Raw genomic sequence first — 18,791 nt, 5'->3', positions numbered from 1 at the left:
CTGTTCAAAACAGAAATGAACTGCGAACGGTTAGTCATTCAAGAATCCCATCCGTTACACCGTAAGGTGTAGGACTTGCGGCTTTAGCCGTGGGAGTGTCAAAATGGTGTTTGTATGTTTGAGTAATTATTTATTGAGGTAACATGTAACCAATTAATGTTCTATTAAGTTGGATAAAGGAATTTCTTGTTCATTCTCTGGTTCATTAATAGGATAAATTCTAGCTGTTTCATTATTTTCAGTCACATTTTGAATATAAATTGGAACCCCATTATACGTTACGTTAGCCATGACTGGTGAAGCGGCAATCTCTTGTGCTCTTTGTTTGTTCATTATAATGACCTCCTTTTGATTTGTAACAGTTATAATATTTACTTCAAACTACTTAAGTATTCTTATTACTCAATAATAAGTAAGCAGGGAGCTAGTTTTAATTACGGTTACTTGACTAATGAAGACAACAGTTAGATTTTGATTTCCTAGTTGGTTGCGGGATTAGTTTATATAGAAAGTAAACTTTTTGTTTTAAAATCAGGATGCTTAGCATGAGTATTTTGAAAAGGCAAGTGGCCTGGTTACAGTGACAATTGTTAGGAAATAAGAAGTAAATGTATAAATTTCTGAAATGTACCCATAAACAGAAAACACCTCTTGTACCATATCTAATAAAATAAGGTATAAGAGGTATTTTTTCTTGTTTTATTCTATTTGATTACCTTATATTGTTCTACTTCAATTAGGTTCTCTTAAATGTAAGAATCCGCTCTAAGCCAATGATAATCTTTACATTAACCTGTTATTGATTATTCTTTTCTTGAATTTCTTCAGAAGGTTCTTCAGTTGGATCTGGCTCATTCTCATCAACGCCATTGCAACCGCACAAAAAACCTACAGATAAAATAGTAGACATGATAGCAAGTAAATATTTTCTTTTCTTCAAGTGATTATTGCTCCTTTCAGAGAAATATTTATGCTATTATCTTCTACTTAAAGAAAAAGAATATGCTAAGATTTTTTAACACTTTTTCCTTTATATCAAATCAGAATCAAATTGAATTATTAAGGGATTCCCTAGATATTTGTGATTTTACGGCAAAATGTATTTCAAAGAAGAGTAACTTTAGTAAAAAATGTGCAAAATTATGTGCTGTGATTTATCAAAAATATCATCAGGAATGATTCAAATCCACAAAAATTAATTTTCTATATACATTTATAATCCAGGTAACAAAAGAATTAAATAAATGTGTATTACCGCCAATAGCTATACTGGTTAAGATTCCTATGAAGGCACTTCCTATGATATCAAATGGATAATGATGCCCTAGCCAGATACGTGAAAAACCTGTCAAAATTGCTAAGAACCACATGATTGAGCCAAATAAACGTTCACGAAGTAAAACGGAGGTCGCTAAGGCAAATGCTAAGACTGTATGTTTACTAGGAAATGAGGAATTATTCTTTGATGGGATAAGTAAACGCACACGATGTATAACAAATGGACGAGGTTTAAAATAAAAGAGCTGGATAAAGCGGTTTATAAATAATGCGAACCCTACTGATACCCCTGCAAATAAAATAATTTTTTTGTAGGAATTGTTTCTAAACCACATTAAGGCTAATAAGAAAATGTACAGGAATCGAGTCTTTTGTGAAATAAGTATCATAAATGTATCCAATGTTGAGTTACGACCAGCTAGACGATTGATAGCCCTAAACATCTTATAATTCATGCAGATGCTCTCCTTTATTTTTGAATTGTTATATACATACCATTCCCTCACGAAAGAGAAATATGTAGTGTGCATGCCCTTTATTATTCTACTCCATTTAAATAGGTAAATAATATATAGTTACAAATTGAACATGTTTAACTTGATAATGCTCTTCCTACTGATTATGTGCATGTTTAGTTTAGTCACAAAAATTTATAGAAAGCACACTCCCTTATATTCTCTTGGCATTATCAACTTGACATTGATATAGAGCTACACCTTTTAGAGCAGTTGCCGAAGGCAGTGAATATGTCTATTTTCATTGTGAATATCTACTAGACAAAAACACTCTCCCCATTAAAAGAGCTGTTCTTAAGTGTAAATTAAGGCAAACAGTGCCAAGTACGTTGTATATGAAACTGTATTTTTTCAAATACTTTAAGCAGAAAGCCTTTCAATAGGAGTGAAAAAAGTGATAAGAGACAAAAGTAAAATGCTTCATCTATTTTTATTATTAATTGTTACTGCAGTTTTTATATGGTCTGTTATTAAGCCTGCAAGATACTCGTCATGGGCAGCGGAAGCTATTCCTGCCGTTCTCGGTCTAATCATTATAATTGCAATATACAATAAGTTTCGCTTTACTACACTCTCATATATCATTATTGCAATACTAGCCATCATAATGTTCATCGGCGGTCATTACACATACTCAAAGGTTCCTCTTTTTAATTGGATAAAAGATGTCTTTGATTTAAATCGAAATCACTATGATCGATTTGGACATTTGTTGAAAGGCTTGTTTACAATTGTGATAAGAGAAATATTATTACGGAAAACTCAACTCACCGAAGGTCCTTGGTTAGTTACGATTTGTATAAGTGTTTCGCTTGCTATTGCTGCACTATACGAAATCATCGAATGGTTAGCTTTTAAAATAGCAAAGGGAGGAACAACAGCAAAAGACTTTTTAGGTATGCAAGGCGATATATGGGATGCACAATGGGATATGTCACTTGCCTTAGTAGGATCGATTCTTGTGTTACTCACCCTTTCGGCATTACATAACCGACAATTGAAAAAGAATTGATAAATTTCCAATCTAATAATACATAACTTTTCAGTTCCTTTTTGATTTTTTTATAAAATTATTTTTTGTATTTCAGTAAAAACCACTTGAGTAATATTAGGAAGTTCTGTTTTAAAAATCAAGAACTATTAGTATAAGTTGGCATCATAAATCCCTATAAAATAGCGCATCATAAAATATGTGAAATTGAAACGAGTGTTTCTTTTTACGATTTTTTTCAGGGGGGACAAAAATGAATATCCTTAATTTTTTGATGTCATCATTCAATTCAAAAAAAATAACTCAACAAATGTTTGAGTTATTGGGAAATAAAAAGAAGAACAATAAAGGATGGATTTGGGTTTCTTTACTAGGGTTAGGAACCGTTTTAGGTGTATTAGCAACACGTAATTCAAGCATGATGAAACCTATAAAACATACGTTTCAAGGTTTTCAAAATAAAACAAGATCATTTATTCCATCCAAAGTAAATTTAGCAAATATGGAATTTGCTGATGAAATTACGCCTAACAACCAAGAGAGACATGGTAACCAAACAAATAATCACCACCATTACAAGACAAAAATCCCATCAAAACAACAGTAAATAGATAGCCGGTTCTTTATCTTACAGGGAACCGGTTAATTTATGTCTAAACGTACGCTCTTGTTTTTGGAAATGGTGATCCAAAATAAATCCTTAAAGTAATTACTGATTTATACAAAAAACTGCAAATTATCATTATATATTTTTATAAAGCTTTTTATGGCTATATATCACGCTATCTCGGCCATAAAATTGCTGGGTTAGTTATCCTAAACGTAGCATCTTTACGGCCTAATTCATCATTTGGATTTATGGAAGAGATATAAAGATGAAAATTTGCGTGACGAATGTACCAGTTAGAAAGATTGGGATTGGTACAACGAAATGATACAAATTCCCAACCATATGGATATGCAAGTCCTGGTTCTATAACAAACGTTGAGTCTGCTTGCATTAGTGGGTCTGCTGGATTCTCTGCATGAAGTTTAATACGGAAATCTTGATGTCGTAAGAAAGAATTCGGATAATTATAGGAACGGAATCTTACTAAATTTCTACTTTCATCTACCCATTCCAAATTAAACGTAGCATCCATTCTATCTAAATTGCTATTCTCCTGGATTGGAGTAAGTTCACCAAGAAAGTTTTGGTGACGAATAAATCTATCTTGAAAGTTAAAAGATTGAAAAGAACGCCAAGCCATAGTATCACTTCCTTATAGTTAAAAATAATCTCAATATCGTATGTAGATATATAACTTTAAGAAAATTGTCCATAAAGAATCAAAACATTAACCTTTCACACCTAGATTCTTAACAACGCAAACAAGGAAATGTTATACGTTATGATACTTAATTTTATAGAAATTGGCTTAGCTAACCTGTTCAAGTGTTTAGTGTGCTGTTAGATCATTCTCACGTTCGGAAATCTCTGTACACTAGCGTAAAAAAGACAATCAGAAACTAAACTTCTCATATTATATTTTTTAAAAATTATAATGGAGGTGCTGAATGTACGGAATGACTGTTATTTAGTTTTGAATGTGAAATATAAATGAGAGGAGCCCTATTGAATTTATTGAAGAGGTAATGGAAGAGCAAAATTTACCTAGCAGCAATTAGGAGCCAACAAAAATAACTTCGGCAAGGCAAGATGGAAAACGACGACATCAACTTTATATAGAAGGAATAAAGCACGTGTGGCCTATACACGTGCTTTTATTGCGTATATTTACATGGAAAATGAGTGGAAAGGACATCTTGTATGGCTTAGTTAGTATAAACGATAATTTTATTGGAAAGTGTACGCAGGTATGATAGCTCATGCGACTTAGTAAGTATGAGTAAAAAATTCATGATTTCTGCGCAAGCTGAGTGAGTCTTGTTTCATATAGGGTGTAGAGGTTAAAGGTCATAAAAAAATTGTGAAAAAGCGAGAGAGTGTCATTTTTGAGAGAGGTAGATAAACAAACCACAGGAAAAATCCAAGTCGAAACAAAATACGAAAAAATGATATGTCATCTAAAGGAAGTGATAGTTAAGTGTACAGTGGGGAGCAAGTAATTGAGGAATCTCTTTATTATTACACCGATCAAGTCCTATAAAAGAATGGTTACGAAGAAAGATGGAAATAACGAGAGATCGGAGTGCAAATCGCTAGTTTCCTTAAAATTATGACGGATGCTTTTCATGATTTGTAATCTGTTTGTGCACTACAGTTGTGGGACTCCACATAATTAAGAGTTGTTGTTAGCACAGTTCGCAATAATAACAACAACTTGCAGCACTTCCGCCACTTCTTATACATTGACGGTAACATTCCCAACGCGTGTCGGTTTGTTGTCCAAAGGCATAAGTCTGATATTGCTGTGAACTATAAGGTGTTACTATAGGTGCTGTATACGATGGTTGTACTGAGTAGGAATAAGTAGGAACCATGTAAATAGGTTCACACCATATACGGCAATAATCGTAATCATGCCCACTATCTAAACAAGCTTGCATACAAGTTGGACGACGAAACATACGTTTCACTCCTTGTTTTGATATTCGTTTCCATACAGTTTATTGAATTTAACAGAAATTAGATGATTGTCTATTCATAAATAGGTAGTTGTCTTAATCGGTGGTACTGATAGTTAAGAAAGGTTTAAAAACACGTGGTTACTAAAATGCTATCTTTCTGAAATTGTTCATCTTTAATGTATCTGATGCATCAGTCTCTTTATCTCATTTTTCCTACGATTCATCCCAGCTTCAGAAACTGTTTAACGGAAAACAAAGAAACATGAAGCTAATTTATATAGTAAAAGAACAATTTGAAAATATGTTGAGATTAAAAAATGGTGCTAAGAAAGGATTGCTCATTTTATGCTTCTACAGTTCATACAATAAATTGATGAATTTCTAAAAACGGAACCATATTCGGAAATTTAGGCTGATGGTGAGTTAAGTGAAGAAGCTTGGTGTTGTGAAAAATTAGGGAGTTTAAAAGGGGACTTTTTATGAAGAATGAACGAGTAGTAACTTGTAATAAAAAAGGAAGTATTGCAGTCGTTACAATTCAAAATCCACCAGTTAACACTTTAAGTTTAGAAGTAGTCCAACAATTAGTAGATGTATTAGAGGAAATAGAAATTAATAATGATATTTCAGTCGTAATTATAACTGGAAGTGGAGAAAAGGCCTTTGTAGCGGGAGGGAATATAAAAGAATTTCCAGATTGGATGGGCAAAGGTGAAAAATATGCCGAGATGAAATCATTAGAATTGCAACAGCCACTTAATCAACTAGAAAATCTGTCTAAACCGACTATAGCTGCTGTTAATGGGTTAGCACTAGGTGGTGGATGTGAATTAGCACTTGCTTGTGACTTAAGGATAATAGAAGAACAAGCTTTAATTGGATTACCAGAAATTACGTTAGGTTTATTTCCTGGGGCTGGAGGAACCCAACGATTACCTAGATTGATTGGAGAAGGGAAAGCAAAAGAGATGATGCTCACAGGGAAACCAATTACAGCAAAAGAAGCAAAAGAAACAGGCTTGGTTAACTACATTACACCTCGAGGAGAGGCGTTAAATAAAGCAAAAGAGATTGCAAGGGATATAAGTAAATTTTCTCTTCCAGCTCTCGCCTATATGAAGTTGGCAATTCGCGAAGGTGCAGCAGTACCTTTACAAAAAGGACTTGAGATTGAAGCTCGTTACTTTGGAAAAGTATTTCAAACAGAAGATGTGAAGGAGGGGGTAAAGGCATTTATTGAAAAAAGAATGCCGCATTTTACAAATAAATAGAATGGGACGAAAAAAGTAATCCAGGTTTATTCTACACTATGACAACATAGATGCTGTTTTTAAAGCTATTTATTTGTTTTTCGCAACACCTTTCAGATCTAGTTCGTCTAATAAATAGATTTGTAGTAGCATGTCTATTTCAAAAGTGAAAATAAATAAAAAGGCGGAGGAATAGAATGGAAAATGGTACAAATGAAAAGGAAATAAATCAAACGCCTTTAGTAAGTGTATTAATTCCTACGTATAATCGTCCACACTACTTTGAAAAAGCTTTATGTAGTGTTTTAGAACAAACGTATCCTAATATAGAAATTATAATAGGAGATGATAGTACAAACGACGAAACAGAGAAAGTGTTACAAAAGTACCTGTATGATCATTCAAATATTATTTATATAAAAAATAGGTCAACTCTTGGACAATTTGAGAATTCACGTATGTTATTTCATAAAGCGAAAGGTCAATATATAAACTTCTTAATGGATGATGATTTATTTCATGTAAATAAAATTGAAAAAATGATGAAATACTTTTTAAATGACCTAGATAATGAAATTAAGCTTGTAACATCCCATCGCCAAGTAATGGATGCAGAAGGAAACCTATTGCCAGATGTTTATGCAACGATGCGTTTATTTTATACAGATACGATTATAGATGGGCCACAATTAGGAAATATGGTGATTATGAATCAAAAGAATTATATAGGAGAACCGACAACGGTTTTATTTCGTAAAAGTGATTTAACAGAACCGTATGGTGTATTTGATAAAAGGCGGTATCTTTGCAACGTAGATGTAGCTTCATGGTTATCCTTACTGAGTAAAGGAAAAGCAGTATATATAGCGGAGACACTCAGTTACTTTCGATTACATTCAAATCAGCAGTTAAATGAATCTAATAAAATGATGGATGGGTTAGAAGATTTTTCTCATAGTATTATTATAGCTGGAGAAAAATATGGTTTCTTATCCTCCGAAGAGGAGTTAGACAGAGCTATTACAAATTTTCTAGACTATGCAAGAAGGATTGTTCCATCATCCATATTATATTCATTGGACTACTATCAACAAATCAAGCTAAAGAAAATAAATATTGAAAAGAAAAAACAGCGTATGAATATCAACTCGCACCTCCCAAAAGTCAGTATACTAATTCCTGCCTACAATAGACCTCATTACTTAGAATTAGCCCTCAAAAGTGCTTTGAATCAAACCTATGAAAATATTGAAATTATTATTTCTGACGATAGTACAAATGATGAAGTAAAAGCAATGATCCAACCATACCTAAAAGAATATGAATATATAACATATGTTAAAAATGAAAATCCATTGGTGGCTGAAAATTTTAATCAATGTATAGAGCTTGCTACTGGTGAATATATAAATTTTTTATTAGATGATGATTTATTTCATCATGAAAAGATTGAGAGAATGATGAAATACTTTTCTGAATTAGAAAACATTGCATTTGTGACGTCGTACCGTGAACTGATTGATGAGAATGGAGAGGTATTACCCCCCTCAACATTGAATATGAAAATTGCCATAGAAACTACAATTTTTGAAGGGGAAACACTAGGGAATTATATGTTGAAAAACTTGAAAAACGTAGTTGGAGAACCGACAACGGTTTTGTTTAATCGCAATTTTTTTGGAGGGAAATTTGGTTATTTTAAGGGGAAAGCGTATTCTTCTATTAATGACATTGCAACTTGGTTAGATATGATGAGGAAAGGAAAAGTAGTTTATATAGAGGAACCTCTTAGCTACTTTAGACAACATAGTGGACAAAATCAAAAACAAATGTACTTTATATTAATGACAATTGAAGAATGGATTGAATTAATTACAGATGCACATAATAGTGGGTTTTTAAATACTGAACAAGATTATAAAGAGAGCTTATCTTATTGTTTGGAGAATGCGGGATTTATACTTAAGGATGCAGTAAGAAGTGGAGAACTAGATCAAATTTATAATGAAAAGATAAAAAGCGGGTTAATTAAACTAGTTACTCATATATTTGAGAAAAATATTTGTTATTGCCAATATTGCAATCAAGAATTTAAAAGTTTTTCTCCTTGGCCAGCACATTATGATTTTCTAAAATATGAATTTGAGATGTGGAATAAAGATACAGGTATCTGTCCAGTTTGCTATTCGATGGATCGTGACAGGTTGTATCGTGCGTACATTGAAACAGAAACGGATTTGTTAAGTAGGAATTATACAATGCTTCATATTGCACCTGAAGTGAAGGTAAGAGGATGGCTTAACCAGTTTAAAAACATTACTTATATATGTGGGGATTTAGAACCAAAGGATTCTTTAATGGAGGAAATTGATATTACGAGAATTGCATACGAAGATAATATCTTTGATGTTATTTTATGTAGTCATGTATTAGAACACGTGCCTGACGATGAAAAAGCAATACGAGAATTATATAGGGTACTAAAGCCAAATGGATGGGGAATTATTCAAGTGCCAATCGCAATGAATGTAGATTTTATTATAGAGGATAAATCTATTGTAACGCCATTATTGAGAAAAATAGCCTTTGGTCAAGAAGATCATGTAAGGATTTTTAATCGATCAGGATTTATTCAACGATTAACTGATGCAGGCTTTAAGGTGGAATTGTATAACATAGCTGAGAAACAAGGAATAGAAATTGCTAGGAAATTTGGATTATCTGAAACGGATATGCTCTATATTGTCCGAAAATGATAGAAAGGAATAGATGCATATGGAGAATATTCCTTTTTTACGTGCGTCAATTGTACCTGCAAACGAGTACTTAGATGAATTAGAGCGAATTGATATATCCCACATATATACAAATTATGGACCTATAAATCAACGTTTTGAAGAAACAATTATGTCGGAATTTTTTCAGAACAGGGGAGCAGTTACAACAGTAGCAAACGCAACACTAGGGTTAATGGCGGCAATTCAATGTAAGAAAAGAAAAAAAGGAAAGTATGCTCTTATGCCTAGTTTTACATTCCCTGCTACTCCATTGGCAGCTATTTGGTGTGGCTTGGAGCCTTATTTTATTGATATTTCATTAGATGATTGGTGTATGGATAAAACGGTACTTTTGGATAAGATTGATGAATTAAAAGAAGAGGTTGCAGTTGTTGTTCCATATGCAACATTCGGATCATGGATGGACTTGAAAGACTATGAAGAATTAGAGAAAAAGGGTGTTCCGGTTGTTGTAGATGCGGCACCAGGGTTTGGATTAATGCATGAGGGTATACATTATGGTCAGAATTTTAGTGGTATGATTGTATATAGCTTTCATGCAACAAAGCCTTTCGGAATTGGTGAAGGTGGTATGATATATAGCCATAATGAGGAAGAGATAAATCAAATTAAAAGAATGGGGAATTTTGGATTTGATCATAATCGTGATTGTACGATGATGGGGTTTAACTGTAAAATGACTGAATATGCAGCAGCTATTGGGATTGCAACGATAAATACATGGAATCAAAAAATGCAAGAACGAAATCGTATCTCTGAATGGTATAAACAGTTATTACAAAGTACGGGATTAATGAAAAAGGGTTGGCAAGTTCAAAAGACAGAAGCAGTTATTCATCAATTTATGCCTATTCTCTGTCCAGAAAAAATTAACAATATGCAAGTAATAGAAGTGTTGAAAAAGCAAAAGATAGAAGCTAGATCATATTTTTCACCATCTTGTCATCAACAAGATTTCTTTAAAAACTACAAGTCTACAGATTTAACAAATACAAATAAGATAGCAAAACGAATAATTAGTCTACCTTTATGGGAAGGAATGACGAAAGAAATCGTGGAGCAAATTATAATGTGTTTAATGCAGAAGGTGGTGTCCACAGATGAATAGTTTTTATAGTCAAGAAGAGTTGAGCGAAATTGGCTTTCTATCTGTCGGGGAAAATGTATTAATAAGTAAAAAAACCAGTATATATAATCCAGGTACTATATCTGTTGGAAATAATGTAAGAATCGATGACTTTTGCATTTTAAGTGGCAAAATTACAATTGGAAGTTATTCGCATATAGCGGCATATACAGCGTTATATGGAGGAGAAATGGGGATTGAAATGCATGATTTTGCAAATATTTCATCAAAAACAATTGTATATGCAGCAATTGATGATTTTAGCGGAAATACATTAATGGGACCGACTGTTCCACATCAATATAAAAATGTGAAAGCTGGAAAAGTTATCTTAAAAAAGCATGCTATTGTTGGTGCGCATTCTATTATCTTTCCAAATGTAGTAATAGGAGAAGGAGCGGCAGTTGGCGCGATGAGTATGGTAAAAGAAAGTTTAGATGATTGGTATGTGTATGTCGGGGTGCCCGTAAGAAAAATAAAAGCTCGTAAAAGAAAGATAGTGGAATTAGAAAATGAATTTTTAAAAAACATTAATTCCTGAGTCTTTAAAAGATTTCGCTGCAAATTATCTCAAAAAAATAAACAAAGACATGTGTGTGTAAGGGGATATTATACGATTACTAGTAGGTTGCAAAAAGTTATAGAATTGAGCGGATAAAATTGTGATTTAAACCATAAATTTGCCGTTTCGGTAAGGTTATGGTTCTTTTTGTTTGTGGAAGAAAACTTATTATTGAGAGCACTACATGTCCATCCCCACTAAGATAGCCTTAAAGTAGACATAATTTCTTAAAAATGATACTACATAATAGTTAAAAAATACCTTTGAATCGCTCCTGCTTTATATAAAAATAGCAACATGCAATTGTTTATAATCTCCATTGCAAAGGAATAGGATAAGCTATAGAATTTAAAAGTATTTAAATGCCGGATATTGTTTAAATCATTTTAACTAATATTTAAGAGGAGAATACAATGAATAAAATAAAAAAGCTACTTAAACATAAAACGACTTGGATAATTTTTATTCTTTTCGTACTTGTTTATGTAAATAACAGTTCTTTTTTTGCGAAGAGGGACGAGGGAAATCCTCTTCTTCTTGCTCATCGAGGACTTTCGCAAACATTTAGCATGGAGGGAATTGAGGGGGATACGTGTACAGCAGAACGTATACATGAACCTGAACATTCTTATTTAGAAAATACAATTCCATCTATGGAAGCGGCATTTAAAGCTGGAGCTGACCTAGTAGAGTTTGATGTTCAACCAACTAAAGATAATAATTTTGTCATTTTTCATGATTGGACTCTTGATTGCCGTACTAATGGTAAAGGTGTTACAAGAGATTTTACAACAAAAGAATTACAAGCACTTGATATTGGTTACGGGTATACAGCTGACGGGGGAAAAACATTCCCGTTTCGTGGAAAAGGGATTAATCTTATGCCAACACTTGATGAAGTACTTAACCATTTTCCAGATCGTTCTTTTCTTATTCATATTAAAAGTGATGATGAAAATGAAGGAATCCAATTGGCTACTTACCTCAAGAAACTACCAGCGAAACGCCTTGCTCAACTAACAGTATATGGTGGTGATAAGCCGATTGCTGCGATAAGAGAGCACATCCCTAGTTTACGAACGATGTCAAAAGCAACCATGAAAAAGGATCTTCTTACTTATATGGCGTTAGGGTGGACTGGTTACATACCTTCAAGCATGAAGCATGGAGAGTTACATATACCAGATAAAGTAGCTCCTTTGCTTTGGGGATGGCCTAATCGTTTTCTTAATCGAATGGATAAAGCAGATACGCGAATTATCATTGTAGGAGGAAATGGACTTGGATTTTCAAGTGGATTTGACTCATCTGAAGATATAAAACGTCTTCCAGATGATTATACAGGTGGAATTTGGACAAATCGAATTGATAAAATAGCACCTCTATTTAGTAAATAAGGGAAGACATTAAAAGCGGAGTTTTTTCATGTATTTGGCCATTTGTATTTAAAAAAAGGACCTATTGAAAATATTGAAGGTTGATCTACCGAAAAAACGCTCTGATTTCATATACATTATGGAAATCAGAGTTTTTTTAATGAATGTGACTTATTTAATTTATATTCAAGTAAAAGTCCGACATAGATTAAAAAATAAACTACTAGATGTACAAAATGAGCTTTATCTACATAAGTAACTAAATGTCGATAAAGTTTGGAGGTACTTTCAAAACATTCAGTTGATAGGCAGTGGTGGTGCTTCTATCTAATTCTAAAAATTTGAGATAGACTATTAGTATTTTTGTACTTGAGGCAAAGCTAGGTTTCCTTTTCGTTTAAATAATCAACGAAATCTTCTTAATAACATGTGATTTCCAGCAAGGTTAGGCTTTAATTTCTGGCAAGTTTATATGTAGTCTTAGAGAGCTATAATGTATTTGCTATCTTCTTAACCATTTCCATTATTACAAAGTAAAAAACGTATTTTTTCTATATAGGCTAAATAGAAAAGGAGGGTGCTTTTTTATAAATTTCTCGATTGTATCATCTTATAACATTTGAGTAACAAAAAATTGTTTGTTACTCGAATTTATTTTGATATGTAAAGAGTTGAAATTTACCTTTGTACAGACGTTCTTTCTAGCGAGATGATATAAATTTCTGTAATATAAGCTTCTATTTTTTAGTTGCAGATAATATCTTATAACGGTGTCTCAAATAACAACAGCCATAAGAAGTAAATTCAATACATACAAATATGTGTATCTAGAAAAAAATCTAATGTAATTTATGTTAAAAGAAGGGTGGTAACTTTAAAAATGGAAAATGAAACAAATTTACTGGAGGATGAGTTGAAAAAACTTTTGATTGCAAATATAAATGATCCTGAGACACTATTAAAGTTAGGTGAGATTTACTACGCTAGTGGTCGACTATATTTAGCAGCAAATTATTTATCCTTTGTCATGAAAATGACTAACAATATTGATTTATCCAACAAAGCAAATCAATTATTGTTTTTAGCAGAACGTGCAATCCAGATTAACAATAACGATAATATGCAGTCTACTTCTGGATTTTTAGATACACTTATAATGGAACTTCTTAATTGCTTAAAGAACCATTATTACTATAATATCGATATAGAGTTATTTGAACTTATGCATGTTCGTCCCACCATTGATTCAATTGTTGTAAATATCCATAATGAAAAAGAAGAAATTATGAAGCACCTTCAAGGACTTGAAGAACTATACTTCAATTTGAGCGACCCCTTTTCCAAAGAGTTATTAATCAAACTCTTGGCATTTCGGTTATTAGGAAATCATAAAGTCAAGTTGCCTTTAAATACTCTTGATTATTGGAATCAGAGAAAATCTATTCAAAACCTCATCCATTCTACAGAAACACTTCAAACTAATTATCATAACTGGACGCTACAATTGTTTGAGTTAACTCCCTTAAAGTATAAGTTGCAATTATTTTATGTTCCGATGGGAATTAGTGCGACTTTTTTAGATAAGCAGTATGAATATAATAAAATTTCACCCGCAATAAAAGTAAAAGAAGGAGACATCGTTATTGACGCAGGTGGATGTTTTGGGGATACTGCGCTTTATTTCGCTCATGAAGTAGGAGAAACGGGCCATGTTTATACAATTGAATTTATCCCAAGCAATTTAGAAATTATGTCTAAAAACCTCAATTTAAATGAAACACTTCAAAAGCAAATTACAATCGTTAAACACCCTCTTTGGAATGATTCAAATACTTCGCTATATTATAAAGATCAAGGTGCTGCGAGTTTTGTTTCAATTTCTGAAGAATCAGGTGTTACAGATAAAGTTAGTACCATCACCATAGATAATTTAGTAATAGAACAAAAACTTCATAAATTGGATTTTATTAAAATGGATATTGAAGGTGCTGAAATGAATGCATTAAAAGGCGCTATCCATTCTATAACTACATTTCGCCCTACGCTTGCTATTGCGATTTATCATCAAATCAGTGATTTTGTTAATGTAATGAAATTTATTAACGATTTAAATTTGGGATATCAATTTTATTTAGGCCACTATACTATCAATGCTCAAGAAACAATTTTATTTGCGGTTGCAAGAGAGAAGATGGAAGTGAGTGGTTAAAAATGAAGAATAAATCTCAAAGACGTCTTGCGGTAATTGATACCAAATTCCCTTGGAAGTTAAGTGGATTTCGTTATTGGGAGAATTACCAAATCTATAAAGAACGACCCGATACTCTTTACTTTGCTACTGAGGTATATACAGATGATTTTCCAACCAAAGTACATGATTTTCAATTATTCAATAAGATAGCGAAAGAAGAAGGAATTACCGATATATATTGTGTTTTTTTAAATTTCGTGTTGAGTTTATTAGGCACTTGTTATCTTCCTGACGGGACACAAATGCCAGGAGCAAATCCCAAACTTGATTTAGCTAATTTTTTAAAGGAAAATCATATTGACCTTCACACTACAGTATATCCAGGAGGGGGATTAGATCCTTATACTTCTGTTGAATTTTTAAATATAGTATCTAAACATTGTAAAACAGTATTCTCTAATGCAAATGAAGTATTAAATACTATCCCAAAAAGTATTTATGTTCCAGGAGTGATTAATACAGATTTTTATCATTATAATCAAAAGGTTATTTCTAAGCCAATACAGATCATATTTGTGGCTCACAATGCAGAAAGAAAAGGATTTCCTTTATTAGCGCAAGCGTTAAATAAACTTGATGATCAATTTCATTTACATATTGTAGGAAACTGGGAAGGTAGTTTACATCTATTAACAAACAAGAATTATACTTTTTGGGGTATATTAGATTTCGAAAAACTAAAACACTTATATGAACAATCTCATATATTTATCAGTTGTAGTACAAAAGATAACTTTGCTATTGATGGATTTCCAACTACTGCTGCAGCTGATGCAACGGCGACAGGGTGTATCTTAGTTTCAACGAATCACCGAAACGATGATCGTATACTTAAACATGGTGAAGACTATCTGAAGATAGAAGAAGATAGCAATTCCATATTAAACAACTTATTATGGATTAAGATGAATTTTGAAAAAGCATTAGAGATTGGAAAAAGTGGTTCATTAAAAATGGATAAATATTTTAACTATAAAACAAATGTAAATTTCAAGCTATCTCACATGTTTTATGTTTAATGACAATAAAGTCATTTAAAAAATAATAAAGTTGTTTAAAAATGAAAAACATTGCCTATGTCACTAACGAGGTAGGTTCGGTTAAGAAGGAATTTTTATAAATTAAGAGAATAAATATTTATAACTATATATTTCTAGGGTGAGGAAATTATTGCTGATTACATAGATAAAATATAGATAATTAAAAAATATTAATTTTGTTTTGTTCTACAATTATTAAATAATACTCTGGGGATGATAGCTTTATGGAAATAATTCAATTACTAAAGAAGGATCACTTATTTAATAAGGCTATAGATGTTTTTTGGAAAGAATGGGGTGAAGAAGGAGGGCGTGCTTTTTATGAAAATTGTATGATTAATGCTTTAAATAATCCAAATGACATACCCAGTTTTTACGTTGCAAAAGTAGATGATAAGATTATCGGGATTTATGCATTAATTCGTAATGATCTAAATAGTCGTCAGGATTTGAGCCCCTGGCTAGCATGTTTGTTTGTAGATGAAAAATTTAGGGGCAACTCTCTAGGAGAAAAAATGTTGAATCATGGACTTCTAGAAGCGGCAAAAAGAGGATACAAATTTCTTTATCTTACTTCAGATCTTAAAGAATATTATGAAAAATATGGATGGGAAAAGATTGGTGTTGCTTATGGACCTAGTGGAGGTTACATACCTTTGTTTAAAAAGTCAACGGCTCTATAATTAAAGCGCCCCTTGTTTAACAAACAGGTGCTTTAGTAAACAACTATATTATTGAACTTTGAGTTTAAATGTATTTAAATGAATAGAAATTAAACAACTTTAAAGAGCCTTACTACAATAAAATGTAGCAAGGCTTTTATATTTTTTATAATGAAATTAAATAATTTTATTATTACTTTACATTTTAATCTGTTATCAATTATTTTTCCCTTTTTGTTTATTTATAGGAATTAGAGAAATAACTGAGATGGATAAGCAATCTTTACAATGCTCCTTCGTATTTATAAATAAAAAAGAGTCGTATACATGCAAATAAAAGTAGTTTTTATCAATTATACTTTGAAAAAAATCAGATTTTATGGAAGAGATAGTTTTGCGAAACGGTGTAAGGCGTTCTTTTCTAGTAGATATTACGCACTAAATGCTCATGTGTATTAATACTCACTAGTTAACACTCTCATGTCTAAAGACAGACTAAACTCCAGTATTATGAAATCTATGATTTACGTTGAATGTATGAAATAGGAGGCTTCCATTTCATAAAGTTTGGCGGCGTAACGCAAATATTTCAGCTAAATCAATGAATAAATTATCGGACAAAAATAAGCGCTCTAACTTTGAATAGAACGCCATTTTACCGTAATATATGGGCCCGGAAAGGGTTCGAACTCAAGACTTCCACACTGTAAAGGTGGGGGGTAATTTATTACTTTTCTTCCTGCATTATAAAATTCCAAAAACGTTTTAATTCTTCACGCTTTTGGGATGGAGCAAGTTTTATATCATTTAACCATTGATCTAGTTCTGAATCATTTCTATTCCTTTCAACATCAAAATCTCTCCCTAGAAGAAAATCAGTAGATACTTTAAAGTAATCTGCTATACGTATCAAGGTATTGTAATCAGGTTGACGTTCATTACGTTCATACATACCAATTGTACTTTCACTAAGTTGAAGGGATTGAGCCAGTTCTTTTTGCGTAATTCCTTTTTGTTTTCTTAAATCACGAATTATATTTCCAAACGTTTTCATTCTATCACCTGATAATATATTAACACAATATGTGTTAATATATTAAAACTTTTAAAAATTGATAATTGAAATCTATTGACAACACAATTTGTGCGGTTTATATTTTAATTAACAACACGAAATGTGGTTTTAGGGGTGAGAATGTATGAATTATGAAAGAGTAGCTGAAAATCTAATTAATTTAAGAAATGGGAGATCTAGAGAAGAGGTGGCAAAAGCAGTCGGAATCAGTATTAGTACATTGCAGATGTATGAAAATGGACAGAGAATCCCACGAGATAATATAAAAATAAAATTAGCGAATTTTTATGGTGTTACAGTTCAAACAATTTTTTTTGATTCAGAACAACACGAAGTGTGTTGAATAATAATATATCTTTAAGATGATGTAGTGATTTTTTAGAAATGTAAGTTTAGAAAGTGTTTTAGGCAATTTTACATAAATATAATGTTTTTATCATTATATATAAATTATAGGAGTGTGTTTGCATGAACATGAAAACATTTGAAATGCGTGAAAAGCGCTTAGCAGAACTACTAGGTGCAAAGGTACTATGGGAATTTATAAGTGCTGTCACAGAGGAAATTGAAAAGCAGGAATTAGAATCGACACCAGGTTTATTAGAAGATCTATTCATACATGTAAAAGAAACTATTCAAATCCAGCATATGAATCAACGTATAATAAAAGCCCCTGTAAAAACAGAGGCTGATGGTATAAATAAAGATACATTATTTATGGAAGCGTATGTAGAATTAATTAATCATAAGTTTGTTATTTCTGAATTAGCTGTAGAGCTTTCATCTGTTCTAAAAGAATTAAATTGTTTTGTTCAATCATCTTTGCCACTGCTTCAAAATGAGCTTGATTCTCCAGAACCTCAATCTGCTTCTCTTTAGGGAGGGATTGAAGTATTTCTTTTATTTCTTTACACTCGTATATATTATTCTCCGAGTCTTCGATTAATTTATTGCGACGATTGGTGTATTCAAGTGCACCTAAAGTCGCTAATGCGCGAGGATCTAATCCTATAATTTCCATGTATTCCTCTCCTTTCCTCTACAATAATTCGATAGGGGAAAGGAGATTCCTTTAATGATTTGCTAGAGTTTTTATATAGTTATATAACATGTTATTTATTAGTGGGAATATTATTTAGCTGGAATACAATAGAATTAGACTTAAAAGAGCTTCAAAAAAGGATGAGAAGAAAAGGGAATCCAGTAAGTCTGACTCCTTTCCCTTAAATAATCTACTTATGGAACGGGTGTTTACTTGTAAAATGAATTTTAAATTGGATTCCTTGAGGGAGATTT

General features: G+C 32.1%; 18 protein-coding genes. 12 read left to right on the top strand and 6 right to left on the bottom strand.

The window, feature by feature from the left end; all coding sequences use genetic code 11:
- Positions 1-153 precede the first annotated feature (153 nt).
- The 3 genes from ACUN13_RS22585 to ACUN13_RS22575 all read right to left on the bottom strand — a co-directional run bounded on the left by ACUN13_RS22585 (position 154) and on the right by ACUN13_RS22575 (position 1,733).
- The gene (locus tag ACUN13_RS22585; protein ID WP_157410406.1) at positions 154-333 is read right to left on the bottom strand and encodes a small acid-soluble spore protein H; all 180 of its coding nucleotides are present in this window, start codon (positions 331-333) and stop codon (positions 154-156) included.
- A 463-nt stretch (positions 334-796) separates the two neighbouring features.
- The gene (locus ACUN13_RS22580; RefSeq protein WP_000746491.1) at positions 797-940 is read right to left on the bottom strand and encodes a hypothetical protein; all 144 of its coding nucleotides are present in this window, start codon (positions 938-940) and stop codon (positions 797-799) included.
- 229 nt (positions 941-1,169) lie between these two features.
- Positions 1,170-1,733 (bottom strand): undecaprenyl-diphosphatase, encoded by a 564-nt coding sequence (locus tag ACUN13_RS22575; protein WP_409532343.1) that lies wholly within the window; start codon positions 1,731-1,733, stop codon positions 1,170-1,172.
- Positions 1,734-2,187: 454 nt separating this feature from the next.
- Here ACUN13_RS22575 and ACUN13_RS22570 point away from each other — a divergent pair, with 454 nt between their 5' ends.
- Positions 2,188-2,805 carry a DUF2238 domain-containing protein gene (locus ACUN13_RS22570; RefSeq protein ID WP_131250382.1) on the top strand — a complete coding sequence of 206 codons (618 nt, stop codon included), beginning with the start codon at positions 2,188-2,190 and terminating at the stop codon, positions 2,803-2,805.
- 232 nt (positions 2,806-3,037) lie between these two features.
- On the top strand, positions 3,038-3,391 hold the full coding sequence (locus ACUN13_RS22565) for a hypothetical protein (RefSeq protein WP_409532342.1): 354 nt from the start codon (positions 3,038-3,040) through the stop codon (positions 3,389-3,391).
- Positions 3,392-3,566: 175 nt separating this feature from the next.
- Here the strand turns inward: ACUN13_RS22565 and ACUN13_RS22560 are convergent, their stop codons facing one another.
- Both ACUN13_RS22560 and ACUN13_RS22555 read right to left on the bottom strand, forming a co-directional pair.
- A complete protein-coding gene (locus ACUN13_RS22560; RefSeq protein WP_000312558.1) occupies positions 3,567-4,034 on the bottom strand; it encodes an AbfB domain-containing protein in 468 nt (155 codons plus the stop codon).
- A 1,045-nt stretch (positions 4,035-5,079) separates the two neighbouring features.
- Positions 5,080-5,355: a hypothetical protein gene (locus tag ACUN13_RS22555; protein ID WP_002182114.1), complete on the bottom strand. Its 276-nt coding sequence runs from the start codon at positions 5,353-5,355 to the stop codon at positions 5,080-5,082.
- Between the two features lie 479 nt (positions 5,356-5,834).
- Here ACUN13_RS22555 and ACUN13_RS22550 point away from each other — a divergent pair, with 479 nt between their 5' ends.
- From ACUN13_RS22550 to ACUN13_RS22515, 8 genes are all read left to right on the top strand, one after another.
- The gene (locus ACUN13_RS22550; protein WP_409532341.1) at positions 5,835-6,626 is read left to right on the top strand and encodes an enoyl-CoA hydratase; all 792 of its coding nucleotides are present in this window, start codon (positions 5,835-5,837) and stop codon (positions 6,624-6,626) included.
- Positions 6,627-6,802: 176 nt separating this feature from the next.
- Positions 6,803-9,361 carry a glycosyltransferase gene (locus tag ACUN13_RS22545; protein ID WP_445423960.1) on the top strand — a complete coding sequence of 853 codons (2,559 nt, stop codon included), beginning with the start codon at positions 6,803-6,805 and terminating at the stop codon, positions 9,359-9,361.
- Positions 9,362-9,380: 19 nt separating this feature from the next.
- The gene (locus ACUN13_RS22540; RefSeq protein WP_409532339.1) at positions 9,381-10,511 is read left to right on the top strand and encodes an aminotransferase class I/II-fold pyridoxal phosphate-dependent enzyme; all 1,131 of its coding nucleotides are present in this window, start codon (positions 9,381-9,383) and stop codon (positions 10,509-10,511) included.
- Positions 10,504-11,070, top strand: coding sequence for an acyltransferase (locus ACUN13_RS22535; protein ID WP_409532338.1), 567 nt, complete (start codon positions 10,504-10,506; stop codon positions 11,068-11,070). Before ACUN13_RS22540 ends, ACUN13_RS22535 begins: the two co-directional genes overlap by 8 nt.
- 434 nt (positions 11,071-11,504) lie before the next feature.
- Complete coding sequence (locus tag ACUN13_RS22530; RefSeq protein WP_409532337.1) at positions 11,505-12,488, top strand: glycerophosphodiester phosphodiesterase family protein; 984 nt, start codon at positions 11,505-11,507, stop codon at positions 12,486-12,488.
- An 859-nt stretch (positions 12,489-13,347) separates the two neighbouring features.
- Positions 13,348-14,676, top strand: a complete 1,329-nt coding sequence (locus ACUN13_RS22525; protein ID WP_409532336.1) for an FkbM family methyltransferase — start codon at positions 13,348-13,350, stop codon at positions 14,674-14,676.
- A gap of 242 nt (positions 14,677-14,918) precedes the next feature.
- Complete coding sequence (locus tag ACUN13_RS22520) at positions 14,919-15,737, top strand: glycosyltransferase (protein ID WP_409532370.1); 819 nt, start codon at positions 14,919-14,921, stop codon at positions 15,735-15,737.
- A 245-nt stretch (positions 15,738-15,982) separates the two neighbouring features.
- Positions 15,983-16,441: a GNAT family N-acetyltransferase gene (locus ACUN13_RS22515; protein ID WP_409532335.1), complete on the top strand. Its 459-nt coding sequence runs from the start codon at positions 15,983-15,985 to the stop codon at positions 16,439-16,441.
- A gap of 706 nt (positions 16,442-17,147) precedes the next feature.
- Here ACUN13_RS22515 and ACUN13_RS22510 read toward each other — a convergent pair.
- Positions 17,148-17,474, bottom strand: a complete 327-nt coding sequence (locus ACUN13_RS22510) for a helix-turn-helix domain-containing protein (protein ID WP_103621902.1) — start codon at positions 17,472-17,474, stop codon at positions 17,148-17,150.
- Positions 17,475-17,619: 145 nt separating this feature from the next.
- Here ACUN13_RS22510 and ACUN13_RS22505 point away from each other — a divergent pair, with 145 nt between their 5' ends.
- Positions 17,620-17,838 carry a helix-turn-helix transcriptional regulator gene (locus tag ACUN13_RS22505; RefSeq protein WP_001105580.1) on the top strand — a complete coding sequence of 73 codons (219 nt, stop codon included), beginning with the start codon at positions 17,620-17,622 and terminating at the stop codon, positions 17,836-17,838.
- A 125-nt stretch (positions 17,839-17,963) separates the two neighbouring features.
- Complete coding sequence (locus ACUN13_RS22500; protein WP_153582148.1) at positions 17,964-18,374, top strand: hypothetical protein; 411 nt, start codon at positions 17,964-17,966, stop codon at positions 18,372-18,374.
- The last annotated feature ends 417 nt before the right edge of the window (positions 18,375-18,791 follow it).

It is taken from the genome of Bacillus cereus group sp. Bce041, from assembly GCF_052646455.1.
Note: the sequence above shows the minus strand (reverse complement) of the source record. Positions and strands in the feature narration are given on the sequence as shown.